This window comes from Bifidobacterium sp. ESL0820, assembly GCF_052606235.1.
This window is the reverse complement of record NZ_CP199594.1, coordinates 2,024,778-2,039,405: the sequence shown is the minus strand read 5'-3', so window position 1 is coordinate 2,039,405 and position 14,628 is coordinate 2,024,778. Positions and strand designations below refer to the sequence as shown.

The window sequence follows — 14,628 nt, the reverse complement described above, 5'->3', positions numbered from 1 at the left end:
TTAAAAAATTGCTACCATGTCGGCTTAACCGATAAAGCACTTGCTGCGCTCGGGACAACTGGCGAAAATGAACGGATGCATACACATGAGGGCGGGGGGTCGGCCCGTCAAGGACCGACCCCCTAGGCTGGCGTTCACTTAATGCCGGATCAAGCCTTTCGGCATCTTCCTCCGACTTCGGCAATCCCGGAGAGCCCTACTCCAGTTCCAGGGCGCCGGTGTAGAGCTGGTAGTATTCGCCGTGTCTGGTCATCAGCTCATCGTGATTGCCGCGCTCGATGATCCGCCCGTGGTCCAGGACCATGATCACATCGGAGTTGCGAACCGTGGAGAGCCTATGGGCGATCACGAAGACCGTCCGGCCGCGCATCAATGCGTCCATGCCCTGCTGGACCACCTCCTCGGTCCTGGTGTCGATTGAGGAAGTGGCTTCGTCCAGGATCATGGCCGGAGGATCGGCCACCGCCGCCCGGGCAATCGAGATCAGCTGCCGCTGACCCTGGGACAGTCCGCTTCCATCCCCCTCAAGAACGGTCTGGTAGCCCTGGGGAAGCATGCGGATGAAGCTGTCGGCGTTGGTCATCCTGGCAGCCTCGATGCACTCCTCGTCCGTGGCATCCAGGCGCCCGTAGCGGATGTTGTCCAGGACGGTGCCTGTGAAGAGGTTGACATCCTGAAGGACGATGCCCAGGGAGCGGCGGAGGTCAGGCTTGCGGATATTCCTCACATCGATCCCGTCATAGAGGATCTGGCCCTGCTGGATGTCATAGAAGCGGTTGATCAGGTTGGTGATCGTGGTCTTGCCGGCACCAGTGGCACCGACCAGCGCCACCTTCTGCCCGGGCTTGGCGAACCAGGTGATGTCGTGCAGGACAGGCTTGCCCGGGTCGTATCCGAAGCTGACGTCGGTGAATCGCACATCCCCCTGGAGGAGGGTGTATCGCCCATCCGGGGAGGTGATGGCCTGATCCTTGGCCTTCAGGGCCACATCACGGGCATCGCCGGGAAGCTTCATGGCGGCCTCCAGCGAGCGCCTGCCGTCGTCATCCGCCTCGCGCTTCCAGGCCCAGTGCCCTGTCTCATGGTCGACTGGGGTCATGGTCCGGCCGTCCGAGGCCAGTTCGACGCTGACCAATCTGACCGTGCCCTGGTCGGACTCGACGGGCTGGTCCATCAGGTCGAAGATCCGGGAGGCGCCTGCCAGGGCCATCATGACCATGTTGAACTGCATGGAGACCTGGCCGATGGGGTTGATGAAGGAGCGGGAGAGGGTCAGAAGGGAGACGATGGTTCCCAGGGTCAGCGGCCCAGCCCCGGTAAGTCCTACATTGCCCATGCCCGCGATGCCGGCCAGACCGCCCACGATGGCCAGGATGACATAGAGCAGGTAGCCCATGTTGCCCACGACCGGCATGGTGACGTTGCCGTAGGTGTTGGCCTGGGCCGAGGCCTGGAAGAGCTCCTCGTTCCTCTCCTCGAAGACCTTGGCGGTGGCATCCTCATGGTTGAAGACCTTGATGACCTTCTGCCCGTTGACGGCCTCTTCCACAAAGGCGTTCACCTGGCCCAGATAGCGCTGCTGGTGAACGAAGTACCGGCCGCTTCGGGTGACCAGAACCCGGACCACCACAATAAGGACCGCCGCGAAAACCAGGGTCAGGACGGTGAAGGGGATGGAAAGCCAGAGCATGGAGATCAGGGCTGCCAGGGCGGACAGGACCGAGGAGACCATCTGCGGGAAGGACTGGGAGATGGCCTGACGGAGGGTATCCGTGTCGTTGGTGTAGCGGCTCATGGTGTCGCCATGCTCATGGGTGTCGAAGAAGCCGATGGGCAGCTCCTGCTGGTGGGCGAACATCTGGTCGCGGATGGTCTTCAGGGTGCCCTGCTCCACCTTGACGATCAGCCAGTTCCAGAACCAGGAGCAGAAGGTCCCTACTGCATAGAGGCAGCCCATCAGGATCAAGGTCCTCATCAGCGGTCCCCAGTCAGGGTCGGCGGCCCCGACCAGCGGCAGGATGTAGTGGTCGATCAGCGGCTGGAGGAAGAAGGCCGATGCCGCCTGGGCCCCGGCGCTGATGATGATGCAGACCACGATCACCGCCAGCTGCCAGCGGTAGGCAAGCAGGTAGCTCAGGATGCGACGGGTCGTTCCCGGCGCGGCCTTGTCCAGGCGGGGCTTGCGGTCCTTGAATGATCCGTCACTCATGGTCCTTGTCCTCCTCGCTCTGGTTCCTGGTCTGTGATTCATAGATGGATCGGTACTCCTGACATGTTCGCAGGAGTTCCTGGTGGGTGCCCTTGTCGAGAATCCTGCCCTCCTCCAGGACCACGATCATGTCGGCGTCCTCCACAGAGGCCAGACGCTGGGAGATGATGATCTTGGTGGTGTCAGGGATTTCCTGGCTGAAGGCGCGGCGGATCAGCTGGTCGGTTTTGGTATCCACAGCGCTGGTCGAGTCGTCCAGAATCAGAATGTCGGGCTTCTTCAGCAGGGCCCGCGCTATGCACAGACGCTGTCGCTGGCCGCCAGAAAGGTTGGTGCCGCCCTCGTCCAGATAGGTCTGATAGCCATCAGGAAACTCCCGTACGAAATCGTCGGCCTGGGCCAGGGTGCAGGCGCGCGCCAGATCTTCGTCCGTGGCCTCAGGGTTGCCCCAACGCAGGTTCTCGGCGATGGTCCCGGTGAACAGGACATTCTTCTGGAGCACCATGGCCACCTGGTCGCGCAGGACGGTCAGGTCGTACTGGCGCACGTCCACGCCGCCCACCTGGAGGGACCCCTCTGTCACGTCGTAGAGACGGGGGATGAGCTGGACCAGGCTGGACTTGGAGGAGCCGGTCCCGCCCACGATGCCCAGGGTGGAGCCCGAGGGAACCTGCAGGTTGATGTGGCTCAGAACGGGACGTTCGGATCGCTCCGAGTAGCGGAAGGTCACATCCTGGAAGCTGATGGAGCCGTCGGCCACCTTCGTGACCGGCTTGGCGGGATCATGCACGGTGCTGACCTCGTTGAGCACCTGGCAGATGCGCTCGGCCGAGGCCTGGGAGATGACGACCATGACCACGATCATGGAGACCATGTTCATGGCCATCATGATCTGGATGGCATAGGTGACCAGGGCGGTCAGATCTCCTGTGGTAAGCCCCAGGGCGGCATTGTTCCCGGATGCCACAATCTGGGAGGCGCCCATCCAGGATATGACCAGCAGAGAGGCGTAAATACAGAAGTTCAGCAATGCCGGGTTCAGGCTCATGATCCGCTCGGCCTTGCAGAAGGCCCGGTAGATGGCCGAGGAAATACCGTTGAATTTGCGCTCCTCGTAGTCCTCACGGTTGTAGGACTTGACCACTCTGATGCCCTGAAGGTTCTCGTCCACCACGTTGTTGAGGTGGTCGTAGGTGTGGAAGACCCGCTCGAAGATGGGATGAACCAGCAGGGACAGACCGATCAGACCGAAGCCCAGGATGGGGATGGCGACCAGGAAGACCAGGGATATGGGTCTGGAAATCCTATAGGAAAAGAGCCAGGCCACAATGACCATGATCGGCGCCCTGACCCCCACTCTGATAACCATCTGATAGGCATTCTGCAGGTTGGTCACATCGGTGGTCAGCCTGGTGATGATGGACCCGGTTGAGAAGCGGTCGATGTTGGTGAAGCTGAAGGACTGCACCTTGGCGAACAGATCGCTGCGGACATTCTTGGCCAGGCCGGAAGAGGCGATGGCCGCATACCGCCCGGACATGAATCCGGAGAACAGGGAGACGGCCGAGCAGGCCAGCAGGATCAGCCCGAATTTGAAGATGGCCGGCATGGACCTCCCCGAGACCCCTTGGTCAATCAGGGAGGCCATGATGGTCGGGATCACAATCTCAAGGACGCTCTCCAAAAAGACGAAAGCCGGAGCCAGAAAACTGGCCTTCCGGTACTCGCGCAGGGAGCGCAGAATGGTTCGGATGGTGTGCTTTGGACGCGCTGGTTCCTGCTTATCCGATCTGACCACGGATACCGTAGACCCCTTCAAGTGGACCTCTTCTGTTTCTGTACTGATTGCTCTATCTTTTACGGCCGATCACCGACATGCAATATCCCTCGCAAGAGGGCCTGAATGCACCAAGGCTATCATCCTGTTCGCCAGAGTTGGGCGGACTCGCGGGTTTTCCGCCCTGCACAAAAAGAAGCTGTCACGCCCCTTGGGGTCATGCAGCTTCTATGCTCCAGGTCGTCTTATCTGCGAGTCTTGCCGGCGACCGGCCTCTCGACTGACAAGCTATGAATTGACAAGCTATGAATCAGCGCTTGTCCAGCTGAGCGACAATCTCCTTGGATATCTGGTCGACCTCGCCCCGGCCGTCCACTGCGACCAGAAGGCCACGGGACTTATAGGTATTCAGCAGGGGGGCAGTCTCCTTGGCATAGATATCCAGCCGCTTGGCTATGGCCTCGGGGGTATCGTCTGCTCGCCCCTCCTCCTTGGCCCGCTTGGCGATGCGCTGCATGAGCACGTCATGGTCGGCGTCCAGGGCCACCACAGCCGTCAGCGGAGTGCCCAGCTCCTTGAGCATCTTGTCCAGCGCCTCGACCTGGGATGCCGAACGGGGGTAGCCGTCCAGAATCCAGCCCTGGGCCGCATCATCCATGCCCAAGCGGTCCTTGACAATCTTGTTGGTCAGCTCGTCTGGAACCAGCTCGCCCTTGTCGGTGTAGGACTTGGCCTGTTTGCCCAGCTCGGTTCCGTTCTTCAGGTTGTAGCGGAAAATGTCACCAGTGGATATGGCCGGAATCCCGTAATGCTTGCTGAGCAAGGCCGCCTGCGTGCCCTTGCCTACACCTTGAGGTCCCATGATCAACAGTCGCTGTGCCATTCCCTGTCCTTTGCTTGATGTTCTTGGTCTGCAGTCCCAGGCGGACCAAACCGCGCAGGACCCTCTTTAACGTATGCTAGCGGCTGCCCGGTCCAAGAGCAGGTTCCGCTCCCAAACTCACACGAACGGTCTTCCTGGCACAGGCCTGACACAAAAATGGTCCGGCTCCATGCCAACAAGTGACAGGGCCGGACCTTAATCTGTTTGGATTGATACCACCAGCAGATGTTTGACCGAAGGGTCAGCCCTCCTTGTGGTCGCCCTCCAGCAGGAAGCCGGTGTACTGGAACTGCTCGGTCTGCGCCCTGGCCTGACGCAGGGTGTCCAGGCCGACGCCGGCGATGATCAGTATGGTTGTACCGCCGAAAGGCAGCTTGGAGTTGATCTTCAGCAGCATGATCAGCACCGTGGGAATCAGGGCCACAAAGAGCAGGTAGATTGCTCCCACCGTGTTCAGCCGGTTCATTACATATGACAGGTACCGGCTGGTGGCCCGTCCGGCCCTGATGCCCGGGATGAAGCCGCCGTACTCCTTCATGTTGTCGGCAGTCTCGTCAGGGTTGAAAGTGATTGAAGTGTAGAAGAAGCAGAAGAAGACGATCATGACCGAGTAGAGCACGATGTACCAGACCGAGGTCGTATTGGCCATGTTGGCGTTGATCCACTTGACCCAGTTCTGATCGGACTTGCCGAACTGGGCGATAAGGGTGGGAATAGCCAGAATGGAGGAGGCGAAGATGGGGGGAATCACGCCTGACATATTGATCTTGAGCGGCAGATAGGTGGAGGACCCGCCGTACATCTTGCGGCCGATCATCCTACGGGTGTACTGGACGGGAATGCGGCGCTGCGCCAGCTCCACGTAGTCGACCAGAATCAGGATGACCACCAGGACGGTCACCACAATGCCGAATTTGACCCAGTCGCCGTTCTTGCCGTTGGTTCCCCAGCCGATGTTCCAGAGCTGGGGCAGGAAGCCGGAGCAGATGGAGATGAAGATCAGGACGGACATGCCGTTGCCGATGCCCTTGTCGGTGATCAACTCGGCCATCCACATGATCAGACCGGTGCCGCCGGTCATGATCAGGACCATGACCACCAGATTCCAAACGGAGCTGTCAGGAATGACCTGTTGCTGGCAGGCCCCGTTGAAAAGCGCGCCGTTGCGGGCTGTGACCAGAATGGTCGTGGACTGCAGCACGGCCAGACCGATGGTCAGATACCTAGTATATTCGGTCAGCTTGGCCTCGCCGGACTGACCCTCCTTGTGCAGAGCCTCGAAGCGGGGAATGACCACGCGCAGCAACTGCACCACGATGGATGCGGTGATGTAGGGCATAATGCCCAGTGCGAAGATGGACAGCTGCAGCAGAGCTCCGCCGGAGAACAGGTTTACCAGACCGATGAAGTCCTCATTGCCGGCCGTGGTGATGCACTTCTGCACGGAAGGATAATCCACGCCTGGGGTAGGTATGAACGACCCAATGCGATAGATGATGATGATGCCAAGAACGAAGAAGATTTTCTTCCTCAGCTCCTTGGTCTTGAAGGCCTGGATTAACGTCCTCACCTAAGTTCCCTCCCTACGCGACCGCGCGTTGGTCTCGGTGCATCGCACCTTCTTGCTCCGACCAGCTTAACCGATGGTTCCGTCAAATCATGATGGCAACCGGGTCGGAAACGAATTCCGGCCCCCGCCCGCTTGGAGCGGGGAGGGCCGGAATCATCTGCCTTGCGGTCTGTCCCCTGCGAGTATCAGTTCTCGGAGACGGACCCGCCTGCGGCTTCTATCTTGCTTCTGGCCGAGGCCGAGGCCTTGACGCCCTTGAGGGTGAAGGCGGCCTTGACGTCGCCGTCACCCAGGACCTTGACAGGGCGGCCCTTGCGAACGGCTCCCTTGTTGACCAGATCCTCGACGGTGACCTCGCCGCCCTTGGGGAAGAGTCCTTCCAGGGCACCCAGGTTGACCACCTGGTACTCCTTCTTGAAGGGGCTCCTGAACCCGCGCAGCTTGGGCAGCCGCATGTACAGGGGCAGCTGGCCGCCTTCAAAGCCCGGACGGACCTGATAGCGTGCCTTGGTGCCCTTGGTGCCACGACCGGAGGTCTTGCCCTTGGACCCCTCACCGCGACCTACACGGATGCGGTCGCGCTTGGCGCCCGGAGCCGGACGCAGGTCATGCATCTGCAGGATGGTGGGCTCTTGCTTGTCGCTGGCCATAATCAGTCTGCCTCCTCTACGTTCACCAGGTGGCGGACCTTGTTGGCCATCCCCCGGTAGACGGGGGTGTCCTCACGCAGGACGGTCTGGCCGATCTTGTGAAGGCCCAGCGACCTGACGTTCTCCTTCTGGCGGTCGGTGGCATGAGCCACGCCCTTGACCAGGGTGATCTTGATCTGCTTGGTCATCACTCACCTGCCTTCGACTGCTCGTCAGCCTTGGCCTTGGCCTCTTCGCGCTCCTTGCGCTCGTCGGCGATGCCGGCGGCACGTGCGCGCAGGAGGGAGTCGGGGGCGACCTCCTCCAGAGGCAGACCACGGCGTGCCGCGATCTCCTCGGGCTCCTCCAGCTGCTTCAGGGCAGCCACAGTGGCCCGCACCATGTTGACGGCCGTGGCCGATCCCATGGACTTGCTCAGGATGTCGGTGATGCCGGCGCACTCCAGGACGGCGCGGACCGGACCGCCGGCGATAACGCCGGTTCCGGGGGCCGCAGGCCGCAGGAGGACAGTGCCGGCCGCATCGTGGCCGATCACCGGGTGGGTGACAGTGCCGCGGATGCGGGGAACAGTGAACATGTGCTTCTTAGCGTCCAGCTGACCCTTGGAGATGGCTGCCGGAACCTCGCGGGACTTGCCGTAGCCAACGCCCACAGTGCCCTTGCCGTCGCCCACGACCACCAGAGCCGCGAAGCTGAAGGTTCGACCGCCCTTGTGGACCTTGGACACACGGTTGATGGTCACGACCCTGTCGAGCATGTCGTCACGGTCGTCGCGATCGCGACGGCCACGACGACCATCCCTGCGGCCGTCACGGGAACCGCCACGACGACCACCGCGGCGATCATCGTTCCGGTCGTTCCGGTCTCTTCTGCCACCCTGGCTGGACTGAGCGTTTGTGGAATCTTCAGTCACCTGGGTTGTTTCCTTTGTCGTTTCGTTGTCGCTCACAGTGCCAAACCTCCCTCACGGGCGCCTTCCGCAACCGCTGCGACCCTTCCGTGGTACTTGTTGCCACCACGGTCGAAGACCACGGTGGTGATGCCGGCCTTCTTGGCCTTGGCCGCGATCTGCTCGCCCACCTTGCGGGCAGCCTCGGTCTTGGTGCCCTTGAAGGAGCCGTAGTCCGAAGCCATGGTCGACTCGCTGACCAGGGTGACGCCCCTGGTGTCGTCGACGATCTGGGCGATCATGTTGCGGTTGGTCCGTGTAACCACCAGACGGGGACGCTCTGCCGTGCCGGAGACGTGCTTGCGCAGACGGGCATGGCGGCGCAGACGGGCGATCTTCTTGCCTTTGCCTAGTATCGAGACCGTCATATCACTTACCAGCCTTTCCAGCCTTGCGCAGGATGTGCTCGTCGGCGTACTTGATGCCCTTGCCCTTGTAAGGCTCGGGTGCACGCAGGGCGCGGATGTTTGCCGCAGCCTGGCCGACAGCCTGCTTGTCGATGCCGGAGACGACCACTTCGTTGGCGTTCGGCGTCTCGAAGGTGATGCCCTCCGGGGGGTCGACAGTGATGGTGTGCGAGTAGCCCAGCGAGAACTCCAGGGACTTGCCCTTGGCGACCACGCGGTAGCCGGTGCCGACGATCTGCAGGTGCTTGCTGTAGCCCTTGGAGACGCCCTCGACCATGGATGCCACAATGGAGCGGCTCAGTCCATGCTTGGCCTTGGTGGTGCGGTCCTCGTCGGCGGGGGTCATGATGATCTGATTGCCCTCGACCTTGCCGGTGATGCCCTCGGGCAGCGTGTACCCGTCGGAGCCCTTGGGACCCTTGGCGGTGAATTCCTGGCCATTGAAGGCCACCTCCACACCTGCCGGAACGGCGATGGGGAGCTTGCCAATATGCGATGCCATGTTCAGCTCTCCTTTCTCACCATACGTAGGCGACGATTTCGCCGCCGATGCCCCTGTCGAGGCATTCCTTCTGGGTCATCAGTCCCGAGCTGGTCGAGATAATGGCGATTCCCAGACCGCCCAGGGGCATGGGCAGGGAATCCGACTTGGCGTAGCGGCGCAGACCGGGCTTGGAGACGCGCTTGATGCCCTGAATGGACTGACGTCCATCGGGACCGTACTTGAGCGTGATCTCCAGATCCTGCCCGACGCGCGCTTCCTTGGCCCGGTAATCGGCGATGAAGCCTTCGCGCTTGAGGATCTGCGCGATGTTCGCCTTGAACTTGGAGTACGGCATGTCGACTGTTTCATGCTTGGCCGCACTCGCATTACGCAGACGTGTCAGCATGTCTGCGATGGGATCTGTCATTGTCATGTGGGCTTATGCCCTTCCTCGCCGTGGTTTCCGCCGCCGGGCAGCAAACTGCCGCGACCGCGGACCTTCAGCGTCGATCTTTACCAACTGGACTTCGTCACACCCGGCAGCTCGCCGCGATGGGCCTTCTCGCGAAGGCAGATGCGGCACAGGCCGAACTTGCGATAGACGGAATGGGGACGACCGCAGACCTGGCAGCGCGTGTAGCCACGCACCTTGAACTTCGGCTTGCGTGCCGCCTTGTTTCTCAGAGCGGTTTTTGCCATATCAGTTCTCCTTGAAGGGGAAGCCCAGCTGCTTGAGCAGCGCCCGGGCCTCCTGATCGTTCTTGGTGGAGGTCACCACGGTGATATCCATACCACGCTGGTGATCGATCTGATCAGGATCGATCTCGTGGAACATGGACTGCTCCGTGAGACCGAAGTTGTAGTTGCCCTGGCCGTCGAACTGACGGTCGCTGATGCCGCGGAAGTCGCGGATGCGGGGCAGAGCCAGGGTCAGCAGGCGATCCAGGAACTCCCACATGCGCACGCCGCGCAGGGTGGCGAAGGCGCCGATGGCCTGTCCCTCGCGCAGGTGGAACTGCGCCACGGACTTCTTGGCCTTGGTGATCTTGGGCTTCTGGCCGGTGATGGCCGTCAGGTCCTTGACCGCACCCTCGATCAGCTTGGAGTCGCGTGCCGCGGCCCCCACGCCCATGGAGACCACGACCTTCTCGATCCTGGGCACCTGCATGGGGTTGGAGAACTTGAACTCCTTCTCCAGCTCGGGCACGATGCTCTCGCGGTACTGCTGCAGCAAACGAGGGACTGCCGGTGCTTCAACGGTGGTATCGCTCATGACAGCTCCTTGCCTGACTTCTTGGCGAAGCGGGTGCGCACGACCTTGACCTTGCCGTCACGCGCCTCCTCCTTGATGTTTACGCCGATGCGAGTCGGCTTCTTGGTCTCCGGGTCGATGACCATCACGTTTGAGCGATGGATGGGCGCCTCGGTCGGGACGATGCCCGACTCCTGACCCTGCTGGGTGGCGCGCACATGCTTCTTGACGATCTGAATACCCTCGACGATCAGACGGTCATTGGGCAGAATCCGCAGAACCTTGCCCTCCTTGCCGCGATCCTTGCCGCGGATGACCTTGACCTGGTCGCCTGTCTTGATCTTGGCTACCACTTCAGATCACCTCCGGTGCCAGGGACACGATCTTCATGAAGCGCTTGTCGCGCAGCTCACGACCGACCGGTCCGAAGATACGAGTGCCGCGGGGCTCACGGCCGGTGCCGAGGATGACCGCCGCGTTCTCGTCGAACTTGATGTAAGAGCCGTCATGACGACGGTGCTCCTTGACCGTGCGGACGACGACCGCCTTGACGACCTCGCCCTTCTTGACCGACCCGCCGGGAATGGCATCCTTGACGGTGGCGACGATCACATCGCCAATGCCGGCATAGCGTCGCTTCGACCCGCCGAGCACGCGGATGGCCAGGATCTCCTTGGCACCCGTGTTGTCGGCGACCTGAAGCCGCGATTCCTGCTGAATCATTGATTCTCCTTAGCCGCGCTGGTTCTCCGCAGACACCCCGCACCAGGGCGGGATGAAATGCGGAGCCTGGCCGAACTTGTTACTTGGCGCGCTCGACGATGGAGTCGAGACGCCAGCGCTTGGTCTTGCTCAGAGGACGGGTCTCCATGATACTCACGAAGTCGCCCACATGGGCCTCGTTCTTCTCATCATGGGCCTTGACCTTGCGGTTGCTGCGGACGACCTTGCCGTACAGGGGGTGGGTCGAACGCTGCTCCAGCTCTACGGTGATGGTCTTGTCCATCTTGTCGGACACGACGTAGCCGCTGCGAACCTTGCGGAAGTTGCGCTCCTGCTTGTCAGCCATGCTTACTTCTCCTCAGCTTTGCTCTCGGCCTTTGCTTCGGCGGGCTCCTGGCTGATGCCCAGCTCGCGCTCACGCAGGACGGTGTACATCCTGGCGATGTCGTGCTTGACGGCCTTGAGGCGGGAGGTGTTCTCCAGCTGACCGGTGGCCGACTGGAAGCGCAGGTTGAACAGCTCTTCCTTGGACTTCTTCAGGAAATCCTCGATCTCCGCATTGGTCTTTTCATTCAGATTCTTGATGGAATATTCGGCTGTTCCGACTGACATCAGATGTCACCGCCTTCACGTGCAATAATCCGGCACTTCATGGGAAGCTTGTCAGTAGCGCGGCGAAGGGCCTCGCGGGCCACATCCTCGCTCACGCCGCCGATCTCGAAGAGCACCCGGCCGGGACGGACGTTGGCCACCCAGAACTCGGGCGCACCCTTGCCGGAGCCCATTCGGGATCCCAGAGCGTGCTTGGTCAGGGGGCGATCCGGGAAGACCGTGATCCAGACGCGGCCACCACGCTTGATGTACCGGGTCATGGCGATACGGGCCGCCTCGATCTGCCGGTTGGTCAGGTAGGCCGGAGCCAGGGCCTGGATGCCGTAATCGCCGAAAGCGATCTCGTTGCCGCCCTTGGACATGCCCGAACGACCCGGACGATGCTGCTTGCGGTATTTAGTCCTCTTTGGGATAAGCACGGCTCACTCCTTTGCTTCGGTTGCGACGGGGGCCGAGGCGGTCTGCTCCTGAGCCGCCGCCGGCGGCGCGGCCACACCGCTGTTCTGCTTGGCTGCATCCTGCTCGCGGCGGGTGCGTCCCTCGGAGGGACGGACGCCACGACGGGGACGACGATCGCCACGACGACCGGGGCGGTTGTTCTGCTGAGCCTGCTGCTCCTCGAACTGACGCTCGGTCATGTCGCCCTTGTAGATCCAGACCTTGACGCCGATGCGGCCGTAGGTGGTCCTGGCCTCGAAGAAGCCGTAATCGATCAGGGCGCGGAGCGTCTGCAGGGGCACACGACCCTCGCGGTAGAACTCCGAACGGCTCATCTCGGCTCCGCCCAGGCGGCCGGACAGCTTGATCCTGATGCCCTTGGCGCCGGCCCGCATGGCATCCTGCTGAGCCTTGCGCATGGCCCGGCGGAAGGTGACGCGGTTGGTCAGCTGCTCGGCGATGCCCTGAGCAACAAGCTGGGCATCGATGGAGGCGTTCTTGACCTCGAAGATGTTCAGCTGGACCTGCTTGCCGGTGATCTTCTCCAGCTTGGCGCGCACGCGCTCGGCCTCGGCGCCGCGACGGCCGATGACGATGCCCGGCCGGGCGGTGTGGATGTCGACGCGCACACGGTCGCGGGTCCGCTCGATGACGATCTTGGAGACGCCTGCGCGTTCCAGATCCTTGTTCATCTCCTTGCGGATCTTGTCGTCCTCAAGAACGAAGTCGCTGTAACGCTCCCCCGCCTTGTTGGAGTCGGAGTACCACTTGCTGCGGTGCTCCTCGGTGATGCCGAGTCGGTACCCAAACGGGTTGATCTTCTGCCCCATTATCGGGCTCCTTCCTTGTCGGCCACCACGACGGTGATGTGGCTGGTCCGCTTGTTGATGCGGGCCGCACGACCTTGGGCGCGGGCGCGGAACCGCCTCAGGGTGGTGCCCTCGTCCACGTAGGTCTCACGAACCATCAGCTCGTTCTCGCGGAAGGGCTGGTTGGCCTTGTCCGCCTTGACACGCGCGTTGGCGATGGCGCTCTCCAGGCACTTGCGGACCGGAACGGCCGCGTCCTGGGGGGCGAACTTCAGAATGGTCACGGCCTCGGTCGCCTGCTTGCCTCGGATGAGGTCGACGACGCGGCGAGCCTTGCGAGGCGTCACGCGAACGTGACGTGCAATTGCCTTAGCTTCCATGTGTCTCTACTCTCCCTCGCCTCAGCGGCGTGCTTTCTTGTCGTCCTTCACGTGACCCCGGAAGGTCCTGGTGGGGGCGAATTCGCCGAGCTTATGGCCGACCATGGCCTCGGTGACGAAGACCGGGACATGCTTGCGGCCATCGTGCACAGCGAAAGTGTGCCCGATGAAGTCCGGGGTGATCATGGAACGACGGGACCAGGTCTTGATGACGTTCTTGGTGCCCTTCTCGTTCTGCTCGTCGACTTTCTTCTGCAAGTGGGCGTCGACGAATGGGCCCTTCTTGATGCTACGAGTCATCTTTCCGACACTCCCTTACTTGCGGTTCTTACCATTTGGACGACGACGCACGATCATCTTGTTGGAGGCCTTCTTGGGCCTGCGGGTGCGGACCTCGCCCTTGCCCCAGGGAGACACTGGCGGCTTGCCGCCACGAGTGCGTCCGCCATGCGGGTGGTCGACCGGGTTCATGGATTCACCGCGGGTGATGGGCCTGCGTCCCATCCAGCGGGCACGTCCTGCCTTGCCGAGCTGGACGTTGGCGTGGTCGTTGTTGCCGACCTCGCCCACGGTTGCACGGCAACGGGAGTCGACGTTGCGGATCTCGCCGGAGGGCATACGCAGCTGGGCGTAGGCCCCGTCCTTGGCCACCAGCTGGACGGCAGCACCAGCCGAGCGGGCGATCTTGGCGCCGCCCAGGGGCCGCAGCTCAATGGCGTGGACGATGGTGCCGGTCGGGATGTTGCGCAGAGGCAGGTTGTTGCCAGGCTTGATATCGGCCTGGGGGCCGGTCTCGATGACGTCACCCTGCTTGATGCCCTGCGGGGCGATGATATAGCGCTTCTCGCCGTCTGCGAAGTGCAGAAGGGCAATGCGGGCCGAACGGTTGGGATCGTATTCGATCTCAGCCACCTTGGCTGGCACGCCGTCCTTGTCCCAGCGGCGGAAGTCGATGAGACGGTACTGGCGCTTGTGCCCGCCGCCGCGGTGGCGGCTGGTGACGCGGCCATAGGAGTTGCGTCCGCCGGTCTTGCTCAGCTTGCGAACCAGCGACTTCTCGGGCTTGGAGCGCGTGATTTCGGCGAAGTCCGAAACCGAGGCGTTGCGACGGCCCGCGGTCGTCGGCTTGTATGTACGGATAGCCATAATCTAGTTCTTCCTTAACTTTTCTCGGCTAGCCTTCAGTTGTTGGTACCGAAGACATCGATCGACTGGCCCTCGGCCACCTTGACGATGGCGCGCTTCTCGGCGGCGCGGCGACCCCAGCCCGTACGGGTCCGGGTCCGCTTGCCCTGACGATTGAGGGTGTTGACCGATGTGACCTTCACGTTGAAGATCTGCTCGATGGCCTGCTTGATGGCGACCTTGTTGGCATCAGGATCCACCACGAATGTGTACTGGCCGCGGTCCGAGTTGGCGTAGCTCTTCTCGGAGACGACCGGACGCAGAATGATGTCGTGCGCTGGCTTGTGAATAGCTGCCATG

At 61.9% G+C, this 14,628-nt stretch carries 22 protein-coding genes; all 22 read right to left on the bottom strand.

Annotated elements, in window-relative coordinates; translation table 11 throughout:
* Positions 1 to 196: 196 nt before the first annotated feature.
* The 22 genes from ACUIAH_RS08150 to rplW all read right to left on the bottom strand — a co-directional run bounded on the left by ACUIAH_RS08150 (position 197) and on the right by rplW (position 14,627).
* Entirely contained in the window at positions 197 to 2,209 is a 2,013-nt protein-coding gene (locus ACUIAH_RS08150; protein WP_198199763.1) for an ABC transporter ATP-binding protein, read from the bottom strand.
* On the bottom strand, positions 2,202 to 4,007 hold the full coding sequence (locus ACUIAH_RS08145) for an ABC transporter ATP-binding protein (RefSeq protein ID WP_445340927.1): 1,806 nt from the start codon (positions 4,005 to 4,007) through the stop codon (positions 2,202 to 2,204). Before ACUIAH_RS08145 ends, ACUIAH_RS08150 begins: the two co-directional genes overlap by 8 nt.
* 289 nt (positions 4,008 to 4,296) lie before the next feature.
* Positions 4,297 to 4,869, bottom strand: coding sequence for an adenylate kinase (locus tag ACUIAH_RS08140; protein WP_445340926.1), 573 nt, complete (start codon positions 4,867 to 4,869; stop codon positions 4,297 to 4,299).
* Positions 4,870 to 5,110: 241 nt separating this feature from the next.
* Positions 5,111 to 6,439 (bottom strand): preprotein translocase subunit SecY, encoded by a 1,329-nt coding sequence (gene secY / locus ACUIAH_RS08135; protein ID WP_024626782.1) that lies wholly within the window; start codon positions 6,437 to 6,439, stop codon positions 5,111 to 5,113.
* Between the two features lie 185 nt (positions 6,440 to 6,624).
* Positions 6,625 to 7,089: a 50S ribosomal protein L15 gene (gene rplO, locus ACUIAH_RS08130; RefSeq protein ID WP_029676013.1), complete on the bottom strand. Its 465-nt coding sequence runs from the start codon at positions 7,087 to 7,089 to the stop codon at positions 6,625 to 6,627.
* Between the two features lie 2 nt (positions 7,090 to 7,091).
* Positions 7,092 to 7,277 (bottom strand): 50S ribosomal protein L30, encoded by a 186-nt coding sequence (gene rpmD, locus ACUIAH_RS08125; protein WP_024626784.1) that lies wholly within the window; start codon positions 7,275 to 7,277, stop codon positions 7,092 to 7,094.
* A complete protein-coding gene (gene rpsE, locus ACUIAH_RS08120; protein ID WP_045924815.1) occupies positions 7,277 to 8,038 on the bottom strand; it encodes a 30S ribosomal protein S5 in 762 nt (253 codons plus the stop codon). The genes rpmD and rpsE overlap by 1 nt, the downstream gene beginning before the upstream one ends.
* Positions 8,035 to 8,406 (bottom strand): 50S ribosomal protein L18, encoded by a 372-nt coding sequence (gene rplR / locus ACUIAH_RS08115; protein WP_015022343.1) that lies wholly within the window; start codon positions 8,404 to 8,406, stop codon positions 8,035 to 8,037. The genes rpsE and rplR overlap by 4 nt, the downstream gene beginning before the upstream one ends.
* Before the next feature lies 1 nt (position 8,407).
* Positions 8,408 to 8,947, bottom strand: coding sequence for a 50S ribosomal protein L6 (rplF, locus tag ACUIAH_RS08110; protein ID WP_045924816.1), 540 nt, complete (start codon positions 8,945 to 8,947; stop codon positions 8,408 to 8,410).
* 16 nt (positions 8,948 to 8,963) lie between these two features.
* Positions 8,964 to 9,362 (bottom strand): 30S ribosomal protein S8, encoded by a 399-nt coding sequence (gene rpsH, locus ACUIAH_RS08105; protein ID WP_024626787.1) that lies wholly within the window; start codon positions 9,360 to 9,362, stop codon positions 8,964 to 8,966.
* 80 nt (positions 9,363 to 9,442) lie between these two features.
* The gene (locus ACUIAH_RS08100; RefSeq protein WP_015022346.1) at positions 9,443 to 9,628 is read right to left on the bottom strand and encodes a type Z 30S ribosomal protein S14; all 186 of its coding nucleotides are present in this window, start codon (positions 9,626 to 9,628) and stop codon (positions 9,443 to 9,445) included.
* A 1-nt stretch (position 9,629) separates the two neighbouring features.
* Positions 9,630 to 10,202, bottom strand: a complete 573-nt coding sequence (gene rplE / locus ACUIAH_RS08095) for a 50S ribosomal protein L5 (RefSeq protein WP_024626788.1) — start codon at positions 10,200 to 10,202, stop codon at positions 9,630 to 9,632.
* Positions 10,199 to 10,534 (bottom strand): 50S ribosomal protein L24, encoded by a 336-nt coding sequence (gene rplX / locus ACUIAH_RS08090; protein WP_015022348.1) that lies wholly within the window; start codon positions 10,532 to 10,534, stop codon positions 10,199 to 10,201. The genes rplE and rplX overlap by 4 nt, the downstream gene beginning before the upstream one ends.
* 1 nt (position 10,535) lies before the next feature.
* Positions 10,536 to 10,904 (bottom strand): 50S ribosomal protein L14, encoded by a 369-nt coding sequence (gene rplN, locus ACUIAH_RS08085; RefSeq protein WP_015022349.1) that lies wholly within the window; start codon positions 10,902 to 10,904, stop codon positions 10,536 to 10,538.
* Between the two features lie 79 nt (positions 10,905 to 10,983).
* Positions 10,984 to 11,250 carry a 30S ribosomal protein S17 gene (gene rpsQ / locus ACUIAH_RS08080; RefSeq protein ID WP_015022350.1) on the bottom strand — a complete coding sequence of 89 codons (267 nt, stop codon included), beginning with the start codon at positions 11,248 to 11,250 and terminating at the stop codon, positions 10,984 to 10,986.
* A gap of 2 nt (positions 11,251 to 11,252) precedes the next feature.
* Positions 11,253 to 11,516, bottom strand: a complete 264-nt coding sequence (gene rpmC / locus ACUIAH_RS08075) for a 50S ribosomal protein L29 (RefSeq protein ID WP_015022351.1) — start codon at positions 11,514 to 11,516, stop codon at positions 11,253 to 11,255.
* Positions 11,516 to 11,935: a 50S ribosomal protein L16 gene (gene rplP, locus ACUIAH_RS08070; protein ID WP_015022352.1), complete on the bottom strand. Its 420-nt coding sequence runs from the start codon at positions 11,933 to 11,935 to the stop codon at positions 11,516 to 11,518. Before rplP ends, rpmC begins: the two co-directional genes overlap by 1 nt.
* Before the next feature lie 3 nt (positions 11,936 to 11,938).
* A complete protein-coding gene (rpsC, locus tag ACUIAH_RS08065; protein ID WP_029678066.1) occupies positions 11,939 to 12,784 on the bottom strand; it encodes a 30S ribosomal protein S3 in 846 nt (281 codons plus the stop codon).
* Complete coding sequence (gene rplV, locus ACUIAH_RS08060) at positions 12,784 to 13,143, bottom strand: 50S ribosomal protein L22 (RefSeq protein ID WP_045924817.1); 360 nt, start codon at positions 13,141 to 13,143, stop codon at positions 12,784 to 12,786. The genes rpsC and rplV overlap by 1 nt, the downstream gene beginning before the upstream one ends.
* 21 nt (positions 13,144 to 13,164) lie before the next feature.
* On the bottom strand, positions 13,165 to 13,443 hold the full coding sequence (gene rpsS / locus ACUIAH_RS08055; protein ID WP_015022355.1) for a 30S ribosomal protein S19: 279 nt from the start codon (positions 13,441 to 13,443) through the stop codon (positions 13,165 to 13,167).
* 15 nt (positions 13,444 to 13,458) lie between these two features.
* Positions 13,459 to 14,289, bottom strand: a complete 831-nt coding sequence (gene rplB, locus ACUIAH_RS08050; protein WP_015022356.1) for a 50S ribosomal protein L2 — start codon at positions 14,287 to 14,289, stop codon at positions 13,459 to 13,461.
* A 35-nt stretch (positions 14,290 to 14,324) separates the two neighbouring features.
* Complete coding sequence (rplW, locus tag ACUIAH_RS08045) at positions 14,325 to 14,627, bottom strand: 50S ribosomal protein L23 (RefSeq protein WP_015022357.1); 303 nt, start codon at positions 14,625 to 14,627, stop codon at positions 14,325 to 14,327.
* Between the last annotated feature and the right edge of the window lies 1 nt (position 14,628).

Bases quoted from the DNA above. Each gene is read 5' to 3' on its own strand.
- rplB (WP_015022356.1), bottom strand. From the start codon at position 14,289: ATGGCTATCCGTACATACAAGCCGACGACCGCGGGCCGTCGCAACGCC.
- rplN (WP_015022349.1), bottom strand. From the start codon at position 10,904: ATGATTCAGCAGGAATCGCGGCTTCAGGTCGCCGACAACACGGGTGCC.
- rpsC (WP_029678066.1), bottom strand. From the start codon at position 12,784: ATGGGGCAGAAGATCAACCCGTTTGGGTACCGACTCGGCATCACCGAG.
- rpsH (WP_024626787.1), bottom strand. From the start codon at position 9,362: ATGACAATGACAGATCCCATCGCAGACATGCTGACACGTCTGCGTAAT.
- rplE (WP_024626788.1), bottom strand. From the start codon at position 10,202: ATGAGCGATACCACCGTTGAAGCACCGGCAGTCCCTCGTTTGCTGCAG.
- rplF (WP_045924816.1), bottom strand. From the start codon at position 8,947: ATGGCATCGCATATTGGCAAGCTCCCCATCGCCGTTCCGGCAGGTGTG.
- ACUIAH_RS08150 (WP_198199763.1), bottom strand. From the start codon at position 2,209: ATGAGTGACGGATCATTCAAGGACCGCAAGCCCCGCCTGGACAAGGCC.
- rplO (WP_029676013.1), bottom strand. From the start codon at position 7,089: ATGGCCAGCGACAAGCAAGAGCCCACCATCCTGCAGATGCATGACCTG.
- ACUIAH_RS08140 (WP_445340926.1), bottom strand. From the start codon at position 4,869: ATGGCACAGCGACTGTTGATCATGGGACCTCAAGGTGTAGGCAAGGGC.
- rpmD (WP_024626784.1), bottom strand. From the start codon at position 7,277: ATGACCAAGCAGATCAAGATCACCCTGGTCAAGGGCGTGGCTCATGCC.
- rplW (WP_015022357.1), bottom strand. From the start codon at position 14,627: ATGGCAGCTATTCACAAGCCAGCGCACGACATCATTCTGCGTCCGGTC.
- rplR (WP_015022343.1), bottom strand. From the start codon at position 8,406: ATGACGGTCTCGATACTAGGCAAAGGCAAGAAGATCGCCCGTCTGCGC.
- ACUIAH_RS08100 (WP_015022346.1), bottom strand. From the start codon at position 9,628: ATGGCAAAAACCGCTCTGAGAAACAAGGCGGCACGCAAGCCGAAGTTC.
- rpsS (WP_015022355.1), bottom strand. From the start codon at position 13,443: ATGACTCGTAGCATCAAGAAGGGCCCATTCGTCGACGCCCACTTGCAG.
- rplV (WP_045924817.1), bottom strand. From the start codon at position 13,143: ATGGAAGCTAAGGCAATTGCACGTCACGTTCGCGTGACGCCTCGCAAG.
- rpmC (WP_015022351.1), bottom strand. From the start codon at position 11,516: ATGTCAGTCGGAACAGCCGAATATTCCATCAAGAATCTGAATGAAAAG.
- rpsQ (WP_015022350.1), bottom strand. From the start codon at position 11,250: ATGGCTGACAAGCAGGAGCGCAACTTCCGCAAGGTTCGCAGCGGCTAC.